Genomic DNA, 20868 nt, shown 5'->3' on the forward strand with positions numbered 1-20868 from the left:
CCCGTGCCCGCCGCGATCAGGTGCGCGCCACCGGCCGCGCCATCGCCTCGATCGACCGCCTCTTCGAGGCCTCCGGTGCCACCGCGCTGTCGAATGACGCTCCGGTGCAGCGCTTCTGGCGTGACGCACACGCCGGCCGGGTGCACGCGGCCAACGATCCCGAGCGGGCCTACCTGATCTTCGGCAACAACGAGTTCGGCCTGCCCCCGGCCGACACGATGGTCTGATTCATGACTGCTACGCAAGAGATCACCTTCGAATCCACCTCCCGCTACGCGCAGGTTCGCGATGACATGCGCCTGCACTACCACGAGGCGGGCGATCCCGACGCACAGACCATCGTGCTCTTGCACGGTGGTGGCCCGGGCGCGTCGAGCTGGTCGAACTTCGGCCGCAACATCGCCGTGCTGGCCGAGCACTACCACGTGCTCGCGGTCGACCAGCCCGGCTACGGTCACTCCGACAAGCACACCGAGCACGAGCAGTACAACCGCTACAGCGCCAAGGCGCTGCTCGGCCTGTTCGACCACCTCGGGCTGCAGGGCCGGATTCCGTTGCTGGGCAACTCACTCGGCGGCGGCACCGCGGTGCGCTTCGCGCTGGACTACCCGGACCGCGCGGGCAAGCTGATCCTGATGGGCCCGGGAGGCCTGAGCGTCAACCTGTTCGCGCCGGATCCGACCGAGGGCGTCAAGGCGCTTGCCAAGTTCAACTTCGAACCGACGCGCGAGAATCTCGAAGCCTTCATCCGGATCATGGTGTTCGACCAGAAGCTGGTCACCCCTGAACTGGTCGACGAGCGGTTCGCGATCGCCAGCACGCCGGAGTCGCTGGCCGCCACGCGCGCGATGGGCAAGTCGTTCGCCGGTGCCGATTTCGAGCTCGGCATGATGTGGCGCGAGGTGTACAAGCTGCGTCAGCCGGTGCTGCTGATCTGGGGGCGCGAGGACCGGGTGAATCCGCTCGACGGCGCGCTGGTCGCGCTCAAGCAGATTCCGCGGGTGCAACTGCACGTGTTCGGGCAGTGTGGACACTGGGCTCAGGTCGAGAAGTTCGACGAGTTCAACAAGCTCACCATCGATTTCCTTGGGGGTTAGCAGATGAGCATCAAGGCACTCGGCTATATGCGCATCGAGGCCACCGACGTGGCGGCCTGGCGCGAGTTCGGGCTGAAGGTCCTGGGCATGGTGGAGGGTTCCGCCCCTGACAACGTGGGCATCCCTGGCGCGCTCTACCTGCGGATGGACGACTTCGCGGCCCGTCTGGTGATCGTGCCCGGCGAGCAGGACCGGTTGCTGGTCTCGGGCTGGGAGGTCGCCGATGCGCCCGCGCTGCAGAACGTGCGCGAGAGCCTGTCCAAGGCCGGCGTCGATTTCGTCGAGGGCACCAAGGACGAGATCCGCGAGCGTCGGGTCGAGGGCTTCATCCGGTTCTCCGATCCCGCGGGCAATGTCCTCGAAGCGTTCTACGGCGCGCAGTACCTGGGCCGGCGCTTCGTCAGCCCCTACGGCCATAAGTTCGTCACCGCCGAGCAGGGCCTCGGGCACGTGGTGCTGACCTGCGATGACGACGCTGCGGCGCAGGCGTTCTACCAGGACGTGCTGGGCTTCCGGCTGCGCGACTCGATGAGCCTGCCCCCGCAGCTCGCGGGCCGGCCGGCCGACGGCGATCCGGTGTGGCTGCGGTTCTACGGCTGCAACCCGCGTCACCACGCGCTGGCCTTCATGCCGATGCCCAACCCGACGGGCATCGTGCACCTGATGGTCGAGGTGGAGAACTCCGACGATGTGGGCTTGTGCCTGGATCGCGCCAACCGCCGGAACGTGAAGATGTCGGCGACGCTGGGCCGGCACATCAACGACAAGATGCTGTCCTTCTACATGAAGACCCCGGGTGGGTTCGACATGGAATTCGGTTGTGAGGGACTGGAAGTCGAGGATGAGAGCTGGGTGGCCCGCGAGAGCGTGGGAATCAGCCTGTGGGGCCACGATTTCTCCGTCGGCTTCAAGTGACGCGGGTTCTTCTATGACTGAGGCGCAGCCGATCGATCCGCGCACCTTCCGAAATGTGCTCGGCCAGTTCTGTACCGGCGTGACAGTGATCACCACGCTTCACGAGGACGTGCCGATCGGCTTTGCCTGTCAGTCGTTCGCGGCCCTGTCGCTCGACCCGCCGCTGGTGTTGTTCTGCCCCACAAAGCAGTCGAGGGCCTGGCAGGCCATCGAGGCCACGGGGAAGTTCTGCGTGAACATGCTGCACGAGAAGCAACAGCACGTTTCGGCGCAGTTCGGCTCCAAGGCGCCTGACAAGTTCGCCGGGATCGATTGGACCCCATCGGAACTCGGTTCTCCGGTGATCGACGGGAGCCTGGCGCACATCGACTGCAACGTGCATTCGGTGCATGACGGCGGTGACCACTTCGTGGTGTTCGGTTCGGTGCACTCGCTGTCCGAAGTCCCCAAGCGCAAGCCCCGGCCGCTGCTGTTCTACCGCGGCGAGTACACCGGGATCGAGCCGGACAAGAACACTCCGGCGCAGTGGCGTGACGATCTGGAAGCCTTCCTCACCACGACCACGCACGACACCTGGCTCTGACTTTCCGTCATTGACGAAACTGGGCCCCTCCTTCCTGGAGGGGCCCAGTTCGTGTGTGGCGGCCGGTATTTACGCTCCGGCAAATAGGGTAGGCATACCTATTGATATTTAGGGAACGCTAAGCTAATTTTTGGTCGTTCCTCAGTCAAATATCAGCTTTCAGGAGAATTCGTGCCCCATCCCGACCCCTCGTCCCTCGGCGCCACCGCAGCGGTGAGCCGCAAGGACAGGTTCCTTCTCGCCGGCGTCGCCATGGTCAGCGCCAGCGCCATCGCGGTGACCCCGGTTGCCCAGAACTCGACGGTCATCCAGCAGGCGCAGAACTTCGCCTTCGACCTGACTGCGTCGACGATGGACGCCACCGCCTCGCCGGTCGATGTCTACGGGACGCTGGTCAGCAACACGTTCAGCAACCTCGAGCTGCTGGGTGCGGCGCTCGCGGCCAATCCGGCGCCGCTCCTGAGCCAGGTGCTGGAGAACCAGCAGGGGTACGCGGCGAAGTTCGGCGCGGCGTTCCAGGCCATCCCCACCAACCTTCAGAACTGGTACAACGGCCCCAACGGCCAGGCCCGGTTGGCGCAGGCGCAGGCCGCTCTCGAGGCCGGTGACATCGGTGAGGCCTACCGGTGGTTCAACCACTCCATGCTGTACGCGTTCCAGGGCGCCTTCGGCTCGCTGATCGCCCCCGGGTTCATCCTTTCGGGCGTGCCGCGTGGCGGCACCGAGTACCTGGCCGGTATCCCGGAGCAGATCGCTCAGAACGTCACGAACCTGATCGCCGCGACCTTCACCTCGAGCGTCGTCGTGAGCGCGGTGTTCCAGGGTGCCTTCGCCACCGTCAGCGGTCCGGCGTTCGAGCTCGCCCGCATTGCCGAGGCCATCAGCACCAGCGTGGCCGCCGGCGATGCGCAGGGAGCCTTCAACGCAGTGGTCAACACGCCGGGCATCCTTGTCAACGCGGCGCTCAACGGGTTCAAGTACTCCGACCCGGACCCGGAGACGGGCACCGGTGGCTTCACCGAGTGGCCGGCGCTGCTCACCTGGGCCGAGCCCGGCGAGCAGGGCGGCGCCCGGGTCGTCGCGGGTCTGCTGCAGAACCTGCTGGTGAACATCCCCAAGACCCTCGCCGACGCCATCGACAACACCCCGGAGACCCCCGCCCCCTCGGCGGTGCCGGCGAGCGTCACCGCTCAGCTGGTCTCCGCGGTGACCCCGGAGGCGCCGACGACCGCCCCGGTCGTCGAGACGGTGAAGGAGACGGTCCCGGCCGTCGAGGCGCCGAAGGCCGAGACCCCGGCTGTCGGAGCACCGGCCCCCCACACCCCGGCCGGTGAGGCCNTCGGCGGTGCCGGCGAGCGTCACCGCTCAGCTGGTCTCCGCGGTGACCCCGGAGGCGCCGACGACCGCCCCGGTCGTCGAGACGGTGAAGGAGACGGTCCCGGCCGTCGAGGCGCCGAAGGCCGAGACCCCGGCTGTCGAAGCACCGGCCGCCGAAGCCCCGGCTGTTGAGGCCCCGGCTGCGGAGACTCTGAAGGTTGAGACGCCGGCCGTGTCGGCCGTCGCGGTCCCGAAGGCTCCGGCCGCCGTCAGCACCACGCCGGCGGCTGCCGAGACCACCGACGAGAGCGGCACGGTCACCGGCAAGGCCAACATCAAGGACCGGATCAAGGCCAAGATCAGCGAGGCCAAGGAAGCCCGGCAGGCCAAGCCCAAGGCCGGCGAGTCCAAGACCGAGTCCAAGACCGAGTCCAAGACCGAGAGCAAGGCCGGCGAGAGCAAGGCCGAGTCCAAGGCCGGCGCGAGCAAGACCGAGAGCAAGGCCGGCGCGAGCAAGGCCGGCGACGCCAAGGGTGCCAAGTCCGGTGACTCCAAGGGAGACTCGGGCTCCTCGTCCTCCTGAGTAACGCGAAAGCGGGCCTCCTTCCGGGGAGGCCCGCTTTTTTGTGCGCCGGATTGGCCGATCGATCAATCGCGGCATTGACAACACATCTGCCAGATGTCACTGTTTGATCGACCGATCAAATTTAATGGAAGGATGTCCATGGCAGGCAGAGTCGAGGGCAAGGTCGCGCTCGTCACCGGAGCGGCACGCGGGCAAGGGCGCAGCCATGCGCTGCGATTGGCGCAAGAGGGCGCCGACATCATCGCCGTCGACGTCTGCCGGCCGGTGACCGATACCAGTGCGATCCCGGCGTCGACCCCGGACGATCTGGCGGAGACCGCGGATCTGGTGAAGGGGCTCGATCGCCGCATCGTCACCGCGGAAGTCGATGTGCGCGACTTCGACGCGCTCAAGGACGCGGTCGACGGTGGCGTGGAGCAGCTTGGCCGCCTCGACATCGTGGTGGCCAACGCCGGCATCGGCAACGGCGGCGACGTCTTGCACGAGACCAGGGAATCCGACTGGGACGACATGATCGGCGTCAACCTGTCCGGTGTGTGGAAGACCGTGAAAACCGCGGTGCCGCACATCCTCTCCGGCGGGCAGGGCGGCTCGATCATCCTCACCAGCTCGGTCGGCGGGTTGAAGGCGTACCCGAACACCGGCCACTACATCGCGGCCAAGCACGGGGTGATCGGGCTGATGCGCAGCTTCGCGGTCGAATTGGGGCAGCACTCGATCCGGGTGAACGCGGTGTGCCCGACGAATGTGAACACCCCGATGTTCATGAACGAGGGCACGATGAAGCTGTTCCGTCCGGATCTGGAGAACCCGGGCCCGGACGATATGGCCGTGGTGGCCCAGCTGATGCACGTGCTCCCGGTCGGCTGGGTGGAGCCCGCGGACATCAGCAATGCGGTGTTGTTCCTGGCCTCGGACGAGGCCCGCTACATCACCGGTCTTCCGGTCACGGTGGACGCGGGCAGCATGCTCAAGTAGCGGGCTGCTCGTTGCCGAACCGGCGCAGGAACCGCTCGACGAAGGCGCGGAACTCGGCGTGGCCCTCGGTCACGCCGACCGCCTCTTCGTTGCAGAGGCTGCGGGCGGACTGGGTGAGCAGCATCGACATCACCACCGGTGGAAACTCCTCCATGTCGACGCCGTGGGCGCGGAGCACGCCGGCCATCGCGGTGGCCTCGATGTCGCGGACCCGCTCGGAGTAGGCCTTGAGCTCGACCCCGATCGCCTTGCGGTGGTTGGCCAGCGCCATGAACTCGGTGTTCAGCCCCGTCACCCGCGAGTCGGAGTTGATCAGCCACAGCGCTCGGAGTGGGTCGTCGGTGGTGATGGCCTCGCGCAGCCGGGCCAGGGCGGCGTCGGCGCCGCTGCGCAACACCGCGATGTAGAGGTCGTCGAGGGTGTCGAAGTAGTAATAGACCAGCGCCGAACGCACGCCTGCCACGGCCGCAATCCGTCGGGTGGTGGCCGCGGCGTACCCCTCGTCGCGGATGACCTGGGCGGTCGCCTCGATCAGGCGCTTGCGGGTGCCGGCGTCCTTCTCCTTGGCCGCACGTGCCGCCGGCATCAGCGCCGCCTCCGAAAATCATTGCCCGACAACAGATGTTTCTGGCCGGGTGACATCCTTGACCGCCGAAGGTCGGGGGTGGTAAGCATGAGCCATCCTAACGGTTTGATCGAGTGATCAAATTTGGAACTGAGGAACCAGATGCCTGAAGACATGAGTGCGAGCCGGGTCCGGGTGGACGCCGGTCTGTGCGAGGGCCATGCATTGTGCATCCAACTTGCCCCTGAGGTGTTCGACCTGTCCGACGACGAGGTGGCCGGTGCTGTCCCGGCGGACGGACAGTGGGACCAAAGTACCTGGGAAGCCGTGAAATCGGCCGTCGACGCCTGCCCGCGTCAGGCCATCAGCCTGCTCAACACCAGCACGAAAGGCCAGTGAGCCATGACCGATCTCGCCTCCGTCGACTACTTCGCCGACCCGGCCGTCGCCCAGGATCCGTACGAGTACTACGAATACCTGCGCAACAACGGTCCGGTGTTCGCCGAACCCCACCACGGCGTGGTGGCCGTGACCGGCTACCAGGAGGTCATGGCGGCCTTCAAGGACCATGCCTCGTTCTCGGCGGTGAACGCGATCGGTGGCCTGTTCCCGCCCCTGCCCTTCGAACCGGAGGGCGACGACATCAGCGAGCAGATCGAGGCGCATCGCCACCTGTTTCCGATCCACGAGCACATGGTGGTGATGGACCCGCCCCAGCATGAGCGGGCCCGCTCACTGCTGAGCAAGCTGCTCACGCCGCGGCGGCTCAAGGAGAACGAGGACTATATGTGGCAGCTGGTCGATCACCAGATCGACCAGTTCATCGAAAACGGTAGGTGTGAGTTCCTCTCCGAGTACGCCAAACCCTTTGCCACCTCGGCGATCATTGACCTGCTGGGGGTTCCCGAAGCGGACCGGCCGGAATTCCTGGCCGCCCTGGGCGCGGAGCGGCCCGAGGGAAACCGGGTCGGTGCCCTCGACGGTGAGCCGGTCGGGCTCGACCCCCTGCAGTACCTCGACGACAAGTTCGCCGGATACCTCGCCGAGCGCAGGCGCGAGCCACGCGGAGATGTGCTGTCCGGCATGGCCACCGCCACCTATCCCGACGGTTCGACGCCGGAGCTCCTGGAGGTGGTCAAGCCCGCGACGTTCCTGTTCGCCGCCGGGCAGGAGACGGTGACCAAGCTGCTCAGTGCCGCGGTGCAGACACTCGGCGATCGCCCCGAGTATCAGCAGACGCTGCGCGAGAACCCGGAGGGGATACCGACTTTCATCGAGGAAGCGTTGCGGATGCATGCCCCGACGAAGGTCGACTTCCGGTTGGTCCGCAAGACCACCACTCTCGGCGGCGTGCACCTGAAGGCAGGCACCATCGTGATGCTGTGCCTCGGCGCGGCCAACCGCGATCCCCGAAAGTTCGAGGATCCGCAGGAGTTCCGTCCGGATCGCAAGAACGTCCGCGAGCACATCGCCTTCGGCCGGGGCATCCACACCTGCGCGGGTGCACCGCTGGCCCGGGTGGAGGGGCAGATCACGGTCCGACGCCTCCTGGATCGTATGCGCGACATCGGGATCGACGAATCCGCGCACGGTCCGGCCGGGCGCCGGACCTACACCTACGAGCCGACGTTCCTGTTGCGTGGCCTCACCGAACTGAACATCACCTTCACCCCAGCGAGAGGCTGACCGACCCGCCGCGGTGATCGACGCCGTCGAGGATGCTCGAGGGCACCCGGAACACCCGGCCCGGTGAGGCCGGCCACGGCAGGGTTTTGCGGCCGATGACCTTGCCGTCTTGGCGGGCAACCACTTTGGGGATGCGTACCAGCGCATCGGTCCACAGCAGCAGCCGATGCCGTGCGGGGGCCGGATCGCCGGGCCGTAGCAGCCCGGGCGCGACCCAACGCAGCGGGGCCGCGGCCTCGATGCGGACCGCCTGGCCCGGGGTGGGCGTGCCGTCGAGGTAGCGACGCACCTGGGCCGCCACGTGGCGCCCGTCGAGCGCGGCGATGTCGGCGGTGTCCACCGGGTGCAGCAGGTTGCCGATCGCAAACACGCCATCCCGGCTGGTCCGCAGCGCGGTGTCGACGACGGGCCCCAGGCTGCTCGGGTCCATGTCGAGGCCGGCGGAGCGGGCCAGTTCGTGGTCGGGAATCCAGTCTCCGGTGAAGACCACGGTGTCGCAGGCCACGATGCGGCGTTGGCCGGTGCGGGTGTTCTCGATCTCCACTCCGGCGACGAGACCCTTGCCGATGATGCGGGTCACCCGCGTGGTGGTGGCGACCTCGACGCCCATCAGCGGGCTGCGGCCGGCGATGTTGAAGACCGCGTAGGACTCGGGGGAGGGGTATTCGCTTGTCATCAACGCGGTTTCGCATCCCGCGTGCCTGAGGGTGAGCACCGACGAGTAGCTGACCAGTTCGGCACCGACGATGACCGCGCGCTTGCCCACGCTGCGGTGCTGCAGGTGCACGGTGTTCTGCAGCTGCCCAGTGGTGTAGACGCCGCCGGGCCGGTCTCCGGGGATCATCCGGGCCGGGCGGGCGCGTTCGCGGGCGCCGGTGGCCAGGATGACCGCGCGGGCGTCGAGGTGTTCGCGCCCGGCGGGCGAGGTGAGTTCGAGGGATCTGTCACCGGCCCAGCCGGTCACCATGGTGGTGGTGCGGATCTCGGCCCCCGCGGTGGTGGCCTCGCGGACCAGGCGGCGCGCGTAGGCCGGGCCACCGATGAAGGTCTTCATGTCGCGGATGCCGTAGCCCGGATGGTCGCTGTGTCGTGGAATGCCGCCGGCCTCGAACTCGCGTTCCAGCACAACCACATTCAGGTTCGAACCGCGCGCCAGCTCGGCGGCGGCGGTCAGTCCGGCGGGTCCGCCGCCGATGATCGCGACGTCGTAGGTGCTCACTGATGTTTCTCCTGAGATTCCCGCTCGAATATCGACTGCACCTCGGCGCCGCAGAAGAAGGCCTGGCAGCGGCCGTTCATCACGCGGGTGCGGCGGCGGAGGCCCTCGAGGGCCGCGGGTGGGATGACGGAATGGCAGGCGTCGCGCAGTTCACCTTCGGTGACGCGCTCGCAGAAGCACACGATCCGGCCGTAGGCGGGGTCGGCGGCGATCTGCTCGGCCTGCTGGTAGGGACGGGGGAATGCCTCCCCCAGGTTGGGCATCCGCGGCGGGGCGGGCAGTTCACCGGCCGGGATCAACTCGAGTCCGGCCGAGATCAGTTGCTCGCGAGCGTATTCGGCGATGGCCATGCCCGCGGTCAGGCCGGTGGACCGGATCCCGCCCACCAGCAGGTAGTGCTGTGCCGGATCGGCCTCGATCAGGTAGTCGCCGTGGTCGATCGCGGCCCGCAGCCCGGCATAGGTCGCGGTGACCTCTTCCTCCAAAAGCCGCGGCATCAATCCGCGACCCTTGTCCAGCAGGAACTCGAATCCGGTCTCCGAGGTGCCGGTGGCGGTGCGGTCGGTGAGGTCCTCGGAGGTGGGGCCGAGCATGACGTTGCCGTAGATGGTGGGGCTGACCAGGACTCCCTTGCCGCGCGAGGTCGGCACCGGCAGCACGATCTTGTCGACCAGCGGCCGGGCCAGCTTGTCGTAGACGATGAGTTCGCCGCGACGGGGGGTCACGGTGAATCGTGAGAAGCCGAACAGGTTGTCGATGACGTCGGCGCCCAGCCCGGCCGCGTTGACCACCCATCGGGTACGCACGGCGCCCGCGGAGGTGTGCAGGGTGGTGCCCTCGGCGCCGGTCTCGACGCGCTCCACCCGGTGATTCGTGAGCAGGGTGGTGCCGCGGTTGACGGCATCGGTGGCCAGCGCCAGGTTGACGGTCCAGGTGCAGATGATCGATTCGTCGGGCACGGTGAGGCCGCCGAGGGCACCCGGGCCGAGCGCGGGGATCGCGGCGTAGACGGCGGCGGAATCGACGATCTCGCACCGGTGGTACCCGTTGGCCTCGGCCTTGTCCTTCAATCCCGGTAGCGCGGCGAGTTGTTCGTCGTCCCAGGCCACCAGGATCGCCCCGGTGTGCTCGACCGGGATGCCGGTGTGCTTCGCGTATTCGGACAGCAACTCGTAGCCGCGGCTGACCATGGCCGATTCCAGCGTGCCGGGTTTGGCGTCGAATCCGGTGTGCAGGATCGCGGTGTTGGCCTTGCTGGTGCCGTCGCCGACATCGTCGCGGGCTTCGAGCAGGGCCACCGACAGTTGGTATCCGGAGAGCTCGCGGGCGATGGCTGAGCCGACGATGCCGGCTCCGATGACCACGACGTCGAAGCCGTCGGAGGTCGGGGTGTTCATGAAATCTCCTGGTGATACGTGGTCTCGGCGAGTTCGCGCCACGCCGAGCGGAATTCGATGGCGCGCGCCGGGCGCCATCGGGGTTCGTAGGTGGCCGACGGCGCCCAGTCGGCGACGACGTCGGCCACCGACTGGTCGGGCGCCAGGCTGAGCCGGGCCAGGGCNTGTCGACGACGGGCCCCAGGCTGCTCGGGTCCATGTCGAGGCCGGCGGAGCGGGCCAGTTCGTGGTCGGGAATCCAGTCTCCGGTGAAGACCACGGTGTCGCAGGCCACGATGCGGCGTTGGCCGGTGCGGGTGTTCTCGATCTCCACTCCGGCGACGAGACCCTTGCCGATGATGCGGGTCACCCGCGTGGTGGTGGCGACCTCGACGCCCATCAGCGGGCTGCGGCCGGCGATGTTGAAGACCGCGTAGGACTCGGGGGAGGGGTATTCGCTTGTCATCAACGCGGTTTCGCATCCCGCGTGCCTGAGGGTGAGCACCGACGAGTAGCTGACCAGTTCGGCACCGACGATGACCGCGCGCTTGCCCACGCTGCGGTGCTGCAGGTGCACGGTGTTCTGCAGCTGCCCAGTGGTGTAGACGCCGCCGGGCCGGTCTCCGGGGATCATCCGGGCCGGGCGGGCGCGTTCGCGGGCGCCGGTGGCCAGGATGACCGCGCGGGCGTCGAGGTGTTCGCGCCCGGCGGGCGAGGTGAGTTCGAGGGATCTGTCACCGGCCCAGCCGGTCACCATGGTGGTGGTGCGGATCTCGGCCCCCGCGGTGGTGGCCTCGCGGACCAGGCGGCGCGCGTAGGCCGGGCCACCGATGAAGGTCTTCATGTCGCGGATGCCGTAGNCGTCGGTGCCGATCGCCGAGACCAGCTCGGCGACCTGTGCGGCGATGCCCTGCAGGACGGCGAGCACGATATGCCCGCGACCGGTGGACAGGGACATGCCCGAGATCGTCGCGGTGGCTTGGGATTTCCACCAGGGCGCGGCCAGGCCGGCCAGCGCGGGCACACACAGCACCCCGGCGTTGTCCGATTCGGCGATCGCGTCCATCTCGGCGGCCCCGCTGATCACGCCGAGCGAGGCCAGCCATTTGACGGCCGATGCCGCGGTGTAGACCTGGCCGTCGATGCAGTACGAGTCGAGGCCGGCGATTCGCCAGGCCACCGACGACGTCAACCCCGTGGTGGAGCGCACCGGGGTGTTCCCGGTGTTCGACAGCAGGAAGGCGCCGGTGCCGAACGTGCACTTGGCCATACCCGGCTCGAAGCACGCCTCGGCCAGCAGCGCGGCCTGCTGGTCCACCACAATGCCGCCGACCGGCACGTCCGGCCCGAATGCCGATGTGGTGCCGATGATCTCGTCGTTGGCGGCGATGCGGGGCAGGTGCTCGCCGGTCAGGCCGAACAGTGCCAGCAATTCAGGGCTCCACTCGCGGCCGCCCAGTTCCACGGCGGCCGAGCGGCTGGCGGTGGTGGCGTCGGTGACGAACTCGCCGGTGAGTTGGTGCAGCAGCCACGTGTCGGACGTCGTCACCACACCGGCGGACTCGACATTGCGGCGCAGCCACGCCATCTTCGGAGCCGAGAAATAGGGATCGAGCACCAATCCGGTTCTGGCCGCGATCATGTCGGAGTGTCCGGCGAGTTCGCCGCACAGTGCCTCGGCCCGCCGGTCCTGCCACACGATGGCCTGGGTCAAGGGCCTGCCGGTGCGGGGGTCCCACGCCAGCACGGTCTCGCCCTGATTGGCCAGCGACACCGCGGCGATCGGGCGGCCGGCCTGCTCGACGGCGGCGCGTCCGGCGCCGAGCACGGATTCCAGCAGTTCCGCCGGATCCTGCTCGACACCGCCGCCGTCGAGGTAGCGCGGTTGAACCGGAACCTCGGCCAGACCGACCACGCCGTCTTCGGGGTCGACGACGATCGCCTTGGTCCCCGAGGTGCCCTGGTCGATGGCCAGCACCGTCATTTCACGGCGTCCAGTTCAGCATCGATCGAGGCCATCTCGGGCATCTTGAGCCCGTCGCGGCCGCGGGTGAACAGCAGGTAGCAGAGGTAGACGGCGCCGATGGCGACCATCGCCAGCACGTACAGCCACGGATCCTTGAACGATGCGTCGCGGAACAGCGACAGCTCGAACACCAGCCAGACCACGGCCACCACCAGTACCGGAACTTCCCACCGGCCCAGGCTGAATCCGGCGCTGGGCGGCAGCTTCTTTCGCGTCGCGATGTACAGCGCGATGGTGATGGCGTAGATGGACGCGGGCAGCAGCGTCGCCGCGGAGAACAACTTGAACAGTGCGTCGGTGCTCGTCGAGAAGATGCCGAGGATCACCGCCGAGGTGGCTGCCATGAACACGGTGGCATTGGCCGGGGTGCGGAAACGCGGCGAAACCTTGTGCAGGAATTGCCATCCCGGGAAGCGCTGATCACGGGACATGGCCCAGACCAGGCGCACACCGCTCATCAGGATCACCAGCCCGCAGGCGAAGATCGCGATCGCCACCAGGACGAGCAGTGCGGTGCCGACGAACGAGCCGAGGATGTCGCGGATGACGTCGGCGATCGGGGTGCCCGATTGCGCCAGCGCGGTCGGATCGTTGACGGCGGCGGTCACCACCAGCAGGAACAGGAAGCCCAGCACGCCCGAGGCCAGCACGGCCTGCCACATCGCCCGGGGCACGACGATTTCGGGCTTCTTGGTCTCCTCGGCCAGGTTGGCTGCCGACTCGAAACCGACGATGGTGAATGCGCCGAGCAGGAAGCCGAGCATCCACGGCCCCACCGAGGTGGCCGTCCCGAAACTCCAGTAGCCCTCGGCGGGGACGTCGCCGCGGGAGAACAGGTTGCCGACCGAGAGCTTGTGCGCGATCACGCCGACGATGAACAGCAGGACCACCAGGGCGACCATCCCGATCAGCTCCGCGGTGACCGCGAAGTTGTTGACCCGCTCCGTCCACTTGGTGGACAGCCCGACCAACAGCGCCTGCAGCAACAACACCCCGGCGGTGATCTCGAATGAGGTCAACGGCGTCCCGGAGAAGTCGAACAGGGCGGGCACCACAGTGGCGGCCACGGTGTAGTCGACGGCGACCACGACGATGGCCAGAAAGGTGAACGAGATCCAGCCGGTGATCCAGCCGAGGATCGGGTTGGCCAGTCGCGAGACCCACTGGTAGGCATAGCCGGTCACCGGGATGCGGGCGGCCAGCGAACCGAGCAGCAGCGCGACGGCCACCTGGCCGACGATCACGATCGGCCAGGTCCAGATGCCCATCGGGCCGGAGCTGTTGAGCACGCTGCCGTACGTGGTGAAGATGCCGGTGGCGATGGAGACGAACGCGAAGGCCACGGCAAACGAGGCGAACTTGCCCGTGCCGCGTTCGAGTGTCTCGGTGTAGCCGTACGGCGATGTGGAAGAATTTGTCATCGATCGGGCTTTCTGAGGGAAATTGACTGTTTCGCGAAGGAATGGCTCGGTCCGCGGGCGGCGCTGCAACGTCGCCCGCACCCGTTTCAGGCGCTTGCCGGCCGTGCCGGCATGACCACACCTCCCGTCTCCTGCAGGACCGCTGCAACGGCCGGATCGGTGTTCTGGTCGGTGATGAGTCCGTCGACCGCGCTCAGGTCGCACACCCGGTAGGGCGCCACCCGCCCGAGCTTGGATGAGTCGGCCAGGATGTAGCTGCGAGCGCTGTTGGCGATGATCGTGCGACGCACGTCGATCTCGTCGAGGTGGAAGTCGGTCAGCCCGGCCGCCGCGTCGACGCCGCCGGATCCGAGGAAGGCGATATCGGCGTAGACGTCGTTGAAGAACGCCTTGGTGTGCGCGTTCGAGCAGGCCAGATCACCGGCCCGGACGCGTCCCCCGGCCAGCAGCACCTCGATTCCGGGGCGGTCGGCCAGTTCCACGGCGACCGGCAGGGACGGGGTGATCACGGTTCCGGTGAAGCCGCGGGGGATGGCGTGGGCGACGGCGACGGCGGTGGTGCCGATGTCGATGATCACGGTCTGACCGTTTTCGAGCAGCCCCGCGGCGACCCGGGCCAATTGGGCTTTCGCCTGGTGGCGGATCATCGTGCGCTCGGAGTAGGACGGCTCGATGGGCCGGTGGTCGGCGACCGCGGCGGCGCCGCCGTGAACCCGGCGCAGGGCGCCGCGTTCCTCGAGAAGTGCCAGGTCGCGGCGGACGGTCTCGGCGGATACCCCGAGGCGGCGGACGAGTTCGTCCGTGCTGATCGCTTGGGCGGTACCTACCGCCTCGACGATCGCCTCATGACGCTCAACCGGCAGCACGGCTGACCGTCTTTGTGGATTTCTGCCCGTACATGACGGTTATTGTGGGGTGTTGCGTGGCTCACGTCAACCCGATCCGGATGTTCTTCACCTGCTGGAACTCGCGCAGACCCTCGACGCCGCCGGTCCGGCCCGACCCGCTCTGCTTGTAGCCGCCATACGGGCCCTGTGGCGAGATGTCGCTGAACTGGTTGATCCACACCGAACCTGCTTCCAGCCGGCGAGCCATGCGATGCGCGCGGTTGAGATCCGTCGTCTGCACGAATGCGTTCAGCCCGTAGGGGGTGTCGTTCGCGATCTGCACGGCCTCGTCCTCGTCGCCGAACCTCATCACCGACACCACCGGACCGAAGGTTTCCAGCTGAGCCAGGTCCGAGGAGTTGTCCACGCCGCCGAACACCGTCGGCTCGATGTAGTAGCCGTTGGCGAGCTCGCCGCCGATCCGCTTGCCGCCCAACAACAACTCGCCCGCGCCATGGGTCACCGCGGCGTCGATGGCGGCCAGGATCCGGTCGGCGGCCGCCTGGCTGATCACCGGCCCGAACGTGGTGGCCGGATCCGTCGGATCGCCGATGCGGGCCGCGCCCACCACGCCGAGGAACTTCTGCAGGAATTCGTCGTAGACCGCATCCTGCACCAGCACCCGGCTCGCGCACGCGCAGCTCTGCCCCGACTGCATGAGCGGACCCTGATGGGCCGACAGTGTGGCGGCCCGGTCGAGATCGGCATCGGCGAAGATGAGGTTCGCCGATTTCCCGCCGAGCTCGGTGATCACCGGGGTCAGATTCGTTGCGGCGGAATGCAATACCTTGCGTGCGGTCGCGCCACCGCCGGTGAAGGCGATCTTGCCGATGCCGGGGTGCCGCACCAGCGCGTCGCCGCCCTCGGCATCGGCGGGGGCGACAGGGACCCGCCCCCCGGGAAGGGCCCNGAACCGCAGCGCCGCGAACGGCGCGAGCTCGGACGGTTTGAGGACGACGGCATTGCCCGCGGCGAGCGCCGGGGCGACACACGATCCGGCGACCACCAGCGCACCGTTCCACGGCGTGATGACGGCGACGACGCCATAGGGCTCCCGTTCGATGAGGTTGATGTCGAACGATCCGTTGACCGGCGTGCTCGCCCCGTTCGGCTTGTCGGCGTAGCCGGCGAAATGCCGTAGGAACCGTTCGAGCAGTATTGCGTTGCTCGCGAACGAGATCGGTACCGCGTAGTCGGCCACGTTGAGCTTCGCGAGTTCGTCGAGGTGCTCGTGCACCACATCGGCCAGATCGATCAGCAGGTCCCGGCGCCGGTCGGCGGTCAGCGCGGTCCATTCGCGTTGCGCCTTCGCCGCCGCCCGGACTGCGGTGTCGATCTCGGTGGGGCCCGCCAGCATCACCGTCCCGTTCGATTTCCCGGTGGCCGGGTAGATGTGGTCGAAGATCACGCCTCGGCGTCCCATTCCTGCAACACCCGCTGCTTCTGCTCGCCGATCACCTGATTGAGGTTCGAGGCCTTCGGCCAGCCGTAGTAGGCCGCGAAATGCAGTGCCAACTCATCCATTTCCTCGAAGGAGACGTCACGGCTCTTGAGGGCGCCGTACACGTGGCTCAGGATCGGCAGCGGGGCATCCTGGAATGCCACGCAGGCCACCGTCACCAGGCGGCGTTCCTTCATGCCCAGGCCGGGGCGCACCCACATCTCGCCGAAGACGAAATTCAGAATGCCTGCCCCGGAATAGGGGTTGTCCCGGGTGGGCGCGAACGGGATGCAATTGATGTCGCGGAACGACTGCTCGCCGCCGGCCAACCGGTCCTCAGGGTCGCTCGGCGTGGTCAGTGGTAGGAGCGGCTCGGGTGCGGGTGGGATGAGCCCTCGTTCGCGGTGGATGCGGTCCCACTGCTCGTCCACTACGCCATTGAAGCGAGACGCCTTGGGCCAACCGGCGTACACCGCGAAATGCAAGACGGTCTCCCGCATTTCGACGATTGACACGTCACCGCTGTTGAGGGCGGCGTAGACGTGGTCACGTAGCGGGCCTTCGGCATCGGCCGCGGCCACACACGGCAGGGTGACGAATCGGCGGTCCCGGCGGCTCAGCCCGGTGCGTGGCCACACCTCGGCGAACACGAAGTCGATCAGGTTCGCACTCGCCGGGGAACCGTCCTCGGGCGGCGCGAACGTCATCACCTCGGCGAATTCGCGCCTGCCGCGCTCGGCCCGGGTATCGGAGGCGGTCATCGGATCGTCACTCCGGCATCCACTTTGAACTCCAGGCCGGTCACGTAGCGGGATTCGTCGGAGACCAGGAACAGCACCGCGTTGCTGATATCGATCGCCTCGGCCATCACGATGGGGATGGCGTTGCCGAACAGCGGCGCCAGGTCGGGACGTTGCTCGGCGATCAGGTTGTGCAGCGTGGCCGGGCGCATGCCGGTCTCGACGCCGGTGGGGTGCACGGTGTTGACCCGGACATGCTGGGCGGCAAGCTCATTGGCGAGCGCCTTGCTCATCCCGACCACGCCGTGTTTGGAGGCGGTGTAGGGCGTGTGCAGTGGTGTGCCCTTGATACCCGCTGCTGAGCTGATGTTGACCAGGCTGCCGCCGCGCTCGACCAGGTGCGGCAGTGCGGCGGCGCACGTGTTCCAGGACCCGATCAGGTTGATGTCGACGACGGTGCGCCACTGCTCGGCGGTGGTGGTGTCCCAGGTGCCCGCCGTGATCACACCGGCGTTGGCCACCGCGGCCTCCAAACCGCCCAACTCTTCGACGCCTTCGGCGACCGCGTCCGCCAGCGCGTCGGCGTCGCGCACATCGACCACGTAGGTCAGGGCGTGTCGGCCCTGCTTCTCGACCAGCCGTGCGGTCTCGTCGAGGTCCTCCCGCGAGGCTAGCGGATAGTCGATCTCGTCCAGCGATCGGCACAGGTCGACGAGGATCAGGTCGGCGCCTTCCTCGGCGAGACGTACCGCGTGGCTTCGGCCCATGCCGCGTGCCGCGCCGGTGATCAGCACGCGCTTGCCGGTGACCCGTCCCATCAGAGCTTGTTCGTGAAGCCGGCGTCGACGGGGAGGGTGACCCCGGTGACGTACTTGGCGGCATCGGACACCAGATAGCTGATGGCTGCGCTGATGTCCTGCGGCTCCAGCAGCGATACGGGCATCGGGTTCTGCAGGTGCGGCCCGCCGCCGGGGTAGTTCTCCAGGAAAGCGGTCATCGCCGGGTTGACCGCCATCATGGTGTTGACCGCGGTGGGGTGCACGGTGTTGACCCGGATGCTGTGCGGGGCAAGAGCATTGGCCAGCGTGCGCATCAGGCCGACGATGCCGTGCTTGGACGCGGCGTAGCCCAGGCCGCCGCCCTGCAGGCCGCCGAAGCCGCGCAGTCCGGCCGTCGAGCTGGTGAAGACGATCGACCCGCCGCGGCCGCCCTCGATCAGATGGGGGATGGCGGCCTTGGCGGTGTGGAACGAGCCGACCAGGTTGACGTCGAGCACGTCGGTCCACATCTCGAGATCTTCTTCGATGGTCAGCTCGCGGAACGCCATCGTCGCAATGCCCGCGTTGGCGAGCACGATGTCCAGGCGCCCGAACTGTTCGACGCCGGCGTCGAGTGCGCTCTTGAGGGCGTGGAAGTCACGCACGTCGGCGACCGCGGCGATCATCTTGCCGCCGGCGGCCTCGACCAGGGCGACCGTCTCGTCGAGTTCGTCCCGGGTGGCCATCGGGTAGCCGTTCGACGGGATGTCGGCGCAGATGTCCACCCCGATCACGGCCGCGCCTTCGCCGGCGAGTGCTATCGCATGGCTGCGGCCCTGACCTCGGGCTACCCCGGTGATGAAGGCGACTTTTCCGTCCAGATTTCCCATTGATCCTCGCTCCGCCGAATGGCTGTAACCGTGTTACAGCGGTACGGTAACGTGGTTACTCGCCGGCGGCAAGGGTGTTCTCGTGGCAGAAGATCGTGATCGGATCCTCGACATCGTCGTGGACCTCATCGAGACCGACGGCTATGACGCCGTGCAGCTGCGTGAGGTGGCGCGCCGGGCCAAGACGTCGCTGGCCACGATCTACAAGCGCTACTCGACGCGCGACGAGCTGATCCTCGCCGCGCTCGACTCATGGATGGCGGAGAACCGGTATTCGGGAGTGGCCGGGCAGGTGCGCGAGCCTGAGGAGTCGCTGTACGAGGCGCTGATGCGGATGTTCCGCACCATCTTCGAGCCATGGGAGAAGCACCCCGACATGCTCAGGGCGTACTCCCGGGTCAGGGCGGCGCCGGGCGGAGACCGTCTGGTGCGCCGCGGACTCGACGCCGTGGTGCCCGCGGGCCTGTCCATCCTGGCCGGGGTCGACGAGGACTTCGTGCACGACCTCGACACGATCGTGACCAGCCTGGTGTTCGGACTGGTCGGCCGGTTCACCGCCGGCGAGATCGAGATCACCGAGATCCTGCCCAGCCTCGACCGGACGGTGTACTGGTTCACCGCGGGATACGACGCGCGGCGTTAACCGATCTGTGCGTCGATGAACGCCACGATCGCCGCGGCCACCTCGCGGTGCGTGGACTCGTTGAGCACGTCGTGTTTGCCGCCGGGAAACTCCTTGAACTGCAAGGGTTCTATCTGCTCGGCGTACGCCTTCACCGCGCCGGCCGGGGCGATCACGTCGGCCGAGCCGTGCAGCGCCAAGGTCGGCACCGTGAGCTTGGGCAGCTCGGCGCCGAACCGGTCCCAGGCCCGGTCGAGCTCACGCGTCAGGGCGGCGCCGTCGGCATCCGCGAATGCCAGCGGGTCGTTCTCCAGCGTGTCCAGATAGAACGGGTCGGACGACAACCAGCTCGGGTCCAGGTCCAATTCGGTGTCCCTGTCCAGCATTTCGGGTATGGGTACCAGTGGAGCACCCGAGATGACGCCGGCCCGGTATCGGTCGGGGTCCGCCAGCAGCCGGAACAGGGTCACCACCGAACCGAACGAATGTCCTTGCGCCACCAGTGGTACGTCGGGGGACGTGCGCTCGGCGAGCGCGGTGAGCGACTCGGCCAGCGCCGAGCTGTCCTCGAGCGTGCCGAAGTCGCCGCGGGTGCCCGGAGTCAGCCCATGGCCGAACTGGTCGACCGCCCACAGATCGATGCCCGCGGCGTTGAGGGCGAAACCGTAGCGGTGGTAGACGCCGGTGTGTTCACCGAACCCGTGCAGGAAGATGACGGCCGCGCGGGGATCCGGTGTGGCCCAGTGCCGGTAGTAGGCCCGCCCGCGATCGTGCTCGATGAATGGCATACCCCTTACTGTGCATCAGCGCATGCCGAGCAGCACCTCGTATTGGTCAGCCATCCGATCGTGGATCGCCTCGACCACCGCGGCCACCACCGGCCGGCGCAGCGTCTCGGCCCTGGCCACCAGCCAATAGCTCAACCGGACCGTCAGCTCCGCGGGAAGGACCCGCACCAGATCGTCGTGCCGGTCGGCCATGAAACAGGGCAGCAGACCCAGGCCGGCCGCGGCCCGCGTCGCCTCGACGTGGACGAACACGTTGGTCGAGGTCACCGATTCGCGCATGGCCGGCGCAAAACTGGTGGCCATGTCGAGGTCGTCGACCTGCAGCATCGAGTCGATGAAGTAGACCAGGGGGAACCGGGCCAGATCCGCGACATCGGCCGGGGTGCCGTGCTCGGCGAGGTACTCCCGCGCCCCGTACAGCCCAAGGCAGTAGTCACCCAGCCGGATCGCCTCGGCCCGTCGCACCTGCGGTGTGCCGACCACGATCTCCAGGTCAAGGCTCGAACGTTGTTGGGAGGCGCGCCGGGTGGCGGTCACGATCTCGACCGTCAGGCGGGGGTGACGACGCTGCACCTGGGCGGCCGCGGGTGCGGCGATGTATGCGCTGAAGCCGTCGGTGGCCGAGATCCGGACCACGCCCGCGAGTTGCCGGGGGCCGGTGGTCCCCAAGGCCGACACTGCCGACTCGACGGCCTCGGCGGCGGCGAGTGCCTCGCGCCCCAGATCGGTCAGCTCCCAGCCGCCGCCGGCCCTGGTCAGCACCCGCCCGCCGATCGCCTGCTCGAGCGCGGCGATACGCCGCGAGATCGTGGTGTGGTTGATGCCGAGTTCGTTCGCCGCGGCGGTGTAGCGGCCGGACCGGCCGACCGCCAACAGCACGAGCAGATCGTCCGCGCTGGGTCGTCCGGGTCGTTGCACGCCGTCCATTTGTGCATTTTTGCAGACTGATCGTGCGGATTTACCCATTGCCTCG

At 67.8% G+C, this 20868-nt stretch carries 20 protein-coding genes and 3 pseudogenes; 9 read left to right on the plus strand and 14 right to left on the minus strand.

From position 1 onward, the window contains the following. The 6 genes and pseudogenes from BN4332_RS26900 to BN4332_RS26930 all read left to right on the plus strand — a co-directional run. Nucleotides 1–227 (plus strand): annotated as a pseudogene (locus BN4332_RS26900) (3-hydroxy-9,10-secoandrosta-1,3,5(10)-triene-9,17-dione monooxygenase oxygenase subunit); the annotation flags it as partial. A 3-nt stretch (nucleotides 228–230) separates the two neighbouring features. Then, nucleotides 231–1097, plus strand: a complete 867-nt coding sequence (gene hsaD, locus BN4332_RS26905) for a 4,5:9,10-diseco-3-hydroxy-5,9,17-trioxoandrosta-1(10),2-diene-4-oate hydrolase (RefSeq protein ID WP_066902468.1) — start codon at nucleotides 231–233, stop codon at nucleotides 1095–1097. 3 nt (nucleotides 1098–1100) lie between these two features. Continuing rightward, nucleotides 1101–2012, plus strand: coding sequence for an iron-dependent extradiol dioxygenase HsaC (hsaC, locus tag BN4332_RS26910; protein WP_066902469.1), 912 nt, complete (start codon nucleotides 1101–1103; stop codon nucleotides 2010–2012). Between the two features lie 13 nt (nucleotides 2013–2025). Then, on the plus strand, nucleotides 2026–2595 hold the full coding sequence (gene hsaB, locus BN4332_RS26915) for a 3-hydroxy-9,10-secoandrosta-1,3,5(10)-triene-9,17-dione monooxygenase reductase subunit (protein ID WP_064848423.1): 570 nt from the start codon (nucleotides 2026–2028) through the stop codon (nucleotides 2593–2595). A gap of 1549 nt (nucleotides 2596–4144) precedes the next feature. Further along, nucleotides 4145–4495, plus strand: coding sequence for a hypothetical protein (locus BN4332_RS26925; protein WP_160110940.1), 351 nt, complete (start codon nucleotides 4145–4147; stop codon nucleotides 4493–4495). A 141-nt stretch (nucleotides 4496–4636) separates the two neighbouring features. Further along, nucleotides 4637–5476: a mycofactocin-coupled SDR family oxidoreductase gene (locus BN4332_RS26930; RefSeq protein WP_066902571.1), complete on the plus strand. Its 840-nt coding sequence runs from the start codon at nucleotides 4637–4639 to the stop codon at nucleotides 5474–5476. Here BN4332_RS26930 and BN4332_RS26935 read toward each other — a convergent pair. After that, nucleotides 5469–6062: a TetR/AcrR family transcriptional regulator gene (locus tag BN4332_RS26935; RefSeq protein ID WP_066902471.1), complete on the minus strand. Its 594-nt coding sequence runs from the start codon at nucleotides 6060–6062 to the stop codon at nucleotides 5469–5471. The genes BN4332_RS26930 and BN4332_RS26935 overlap by 8 nt on opposite strands. A 141-nt stretch (nucleotides 6063–6203) precedes the next feature. Between BN4332_RS26935 and BN4332_RS26940 the strand changes: the two genes are divergently transcribed. Beyond that, nucleotides 6204–6440: a ferredoxin gene (locus tag BN4332_RS26940; protein WP_084459424.1), complete on the plus strand. Its 237-nt coding sequence runs from the start codon at nucleotides 6204–6206 to the stop codon at nucleotides 6438–6440. Between the two features lie 3 nt (nucleotides 6441–6443). After that, nucleotides 6444–7727 (plus strand): cytochrome P450, encoded by a 1284-nt coding sequence (locus tag BN4332_RS26945; protein ID WP_066902472.1) that lies wholly within the window; start codon nucleotides 6444–6446, stop codon nucleotides 7725–7727. Here the strand turns inward: BN4332_RS26945 and BN4332_RS26950 are convergent. The 11 genes and pseudogenes from BN4332_RS26950 to BN4332_RS26995 form a co-directional block, all read right to left on the minus strand. After that, nucleotides 7708–8946 carry an NAD(P)/FAD-dependent oxidoreductase gene (locus BN4332_RS26950; protein ID WP_066902473.1) on the minus strand — a complete coding sequence of 413 codons (1239 nt, stop codon included), beginning with the start codon at nucleotides 8944–8946 and terminating at the stop codon, nucleotides 7708–7710. The genes BN4332_RS26945 and BN4332_RS26950 overlap by 20 nt on opposite strands. Continuing rightward, the gene (locus BN4332_RS26955) at nucleotides 8943–10343 is read right to left on the minus strand and encodes an NAD(P)/FAD-dependent oxidoreductase (RefSeq protein ID WP_066902474.1); all 1401 of its coding nucleotides are present in this window, start codon (nucleotides 10341–10343) and stop codon (nucleotides 8943–8945) included. Before BN4332_RS26955 ends, BN4332_RS26950 begins: the two co-directional genes overlap by 4 nt. Further along, a complete protein-coding gene (locus BN4332_RS34960; protein ID WP_268811531.1) occupies nucleotides 10340–10471 on the minus strand; it encodes a hypothetical protein in 132 nt (43 codons plus the stop codon). Before BN4332_RS34960 ends, BN4332_RS26955 begins: the two co-directional genes overlap by 4 nt. A 38-nt stretch (nucleotides 10472–10509) precedes the next feature. Further along, nucleotides 10510–11181 (minus strand): annotated as a pseudogene (locus BN4332_RS26960) (NAD(P)/FAD-dependent oxidoreductase); the annotation flags it as partial. A 3-nt stretch (nucleotides 11182–11184) separates the two neighbouring features. Then, a pseudogene (locus tag BN4332_RS26965) lies at nucleotides 11185–12306 on the minus strand (FGGY family carbohydrate kinase); the annotation flags it as partial. Further along, a complete protein-coding gene (locus BN4332_RS26970) occupies nucleotides 12303–13769 on the minus strand; it encodes an amino acid permease (protein WP_066902477.1) in 1467 nt (488 codons plus the stop codon). The pseudogene BN4332_RS26965 and the gene BN4332_RS26970, both read right to left, overlap by 4 nt. A gap of 86 nt (nucleotides 13770–13855) precedes the next feature. Continuing rightward, nucleotides 13856–14635, minus strand: a complete 780-nt coding sequence (locus BN4332_RS26975; protein WP_066902479.1) for a DeoR/GlpR family DNA-binding transcription regulator — start codon at nucleotides 14633–14635, stop codon at nucleotides 13856–13858. A 61-nt stretch (nucleotides 14636–14696) separates the two neighbouring features. Then, nucleotides 14697–16079 carry an aldehyde dehydrogenase family protein gene (locus BN4332_RS26980; RefSeq protein ID WP_066902481.1) on the minus strand — a complete coding sequence of 461 codons (1383 nt, stop codon included), beginning with the start codon at nucleotides 16077–16079 and terminating at the stop codon, nucleotides 14697–14699. Continuing rightward, nucleotides 16061–16858 carry a carboxymuconolactone decarboxylase family protein gene (locus BN4332_RS26985; protein ID WP_066902483.1) on the minus strand — a complete coding sequence of 266 codons (798 nt, stop codon included), beginning with the start codon at nucleotides 16856–16858 and terminating at the stop codon, nucleotides 16061–16063. Before BN4332_RS26985 ends, BN4332_RS26980 begins: the two co-directional genes overlap by 19 nt. Then, nucleotides 16855–17655 (minus strand): mycofactocin-coupled SDR family oxidoreductase, encoded by an 801-nt coding sequence (locus tag BN4332_RS26990; protein ID WP_200820359.1) that lies wholly within the window; start codon nucleotides 17653–17655, stop codon nucleotides 16855–16857. Before BN4332_RS26990 ends, BN4332_RS26985 begins: the two co-directional genes overlap by 4 nt. Continuing rightward, a complete protein-coding gene (locus BN4332_RS26995) occupies nucleotides 17655–18485 on the minus strand; it encodes a mycofactocin-coupled SDR family oxidoreductase (RefSeq protein WP_066902485.1) in 831 nt (276 codons plus the stop codon). The genes BN4332_RS26990 and BN4332_RS26995 overlap by 1 nt, the downstream gene beginning before the upstream one ends. 82 nt (nucleotides 18486–18567) lie before the next feature. Here BN4332_RS26995 and BN4332_RS27000 point away from each other — a divergent pair, with 82 nt between their 5' ends. Then, complete coding sequence (locus BN4332_RS27000) at nucleotides 18568–19128, plus strand: TetR/AcrR family transcriptional regulator (protein ID WP_066902487.1); 561 nt, start codon at nucleotides 18568–18570, stop codon at nucleotides 19126–19128. Here the strand turns inward: BN4332_RS27000 and BN4332_RS27005 are convergent. Both BN4332_RS27005 and BN4332_RS27010 read right to left on the minus strand, forming a co-directional pair. Next, nucleotides 19125–19895, minus strand: a complete 771-nt coding sequence (locus tag BN4332_RS27005; RefSeq protein ID WP_066902489.1) for an alpha/beta fold hydrolase — start codon at nucleotides 19893–19895, stop codon at nucleotides 19125–19127. The two genes, BN4332_RS27000 and BN4332_RS27005, sit on opposite strands and share 4 nt — an antisense overlap. A 15-nt stretch (nucleotides 19896–19910) precedes the next feature. Next, complete coding sequence (locus BN4332_RS27010; protein WP_096866998.1) at nucleotides 19911–20822, minus strand: LysR family transcriptional regulator; 912 nt, start codon at nucleotides 20820–20822, stop codon at nucleotides 19911–19913. Nucleotides 20823–20868: the final 46 nt, after the last annotated feature.

Origin of the sequence: Mycolicibacterium houstonense (genome assembly GCF_900078665.2) — a bacterium.
GTDB classification, from domain to species: Bacteria; Actinomycetota; Actinomycetes; order Mycobacteriales; family Mycobacteriaceae; genus Mycobacterium; species Mycobacterium houstonense.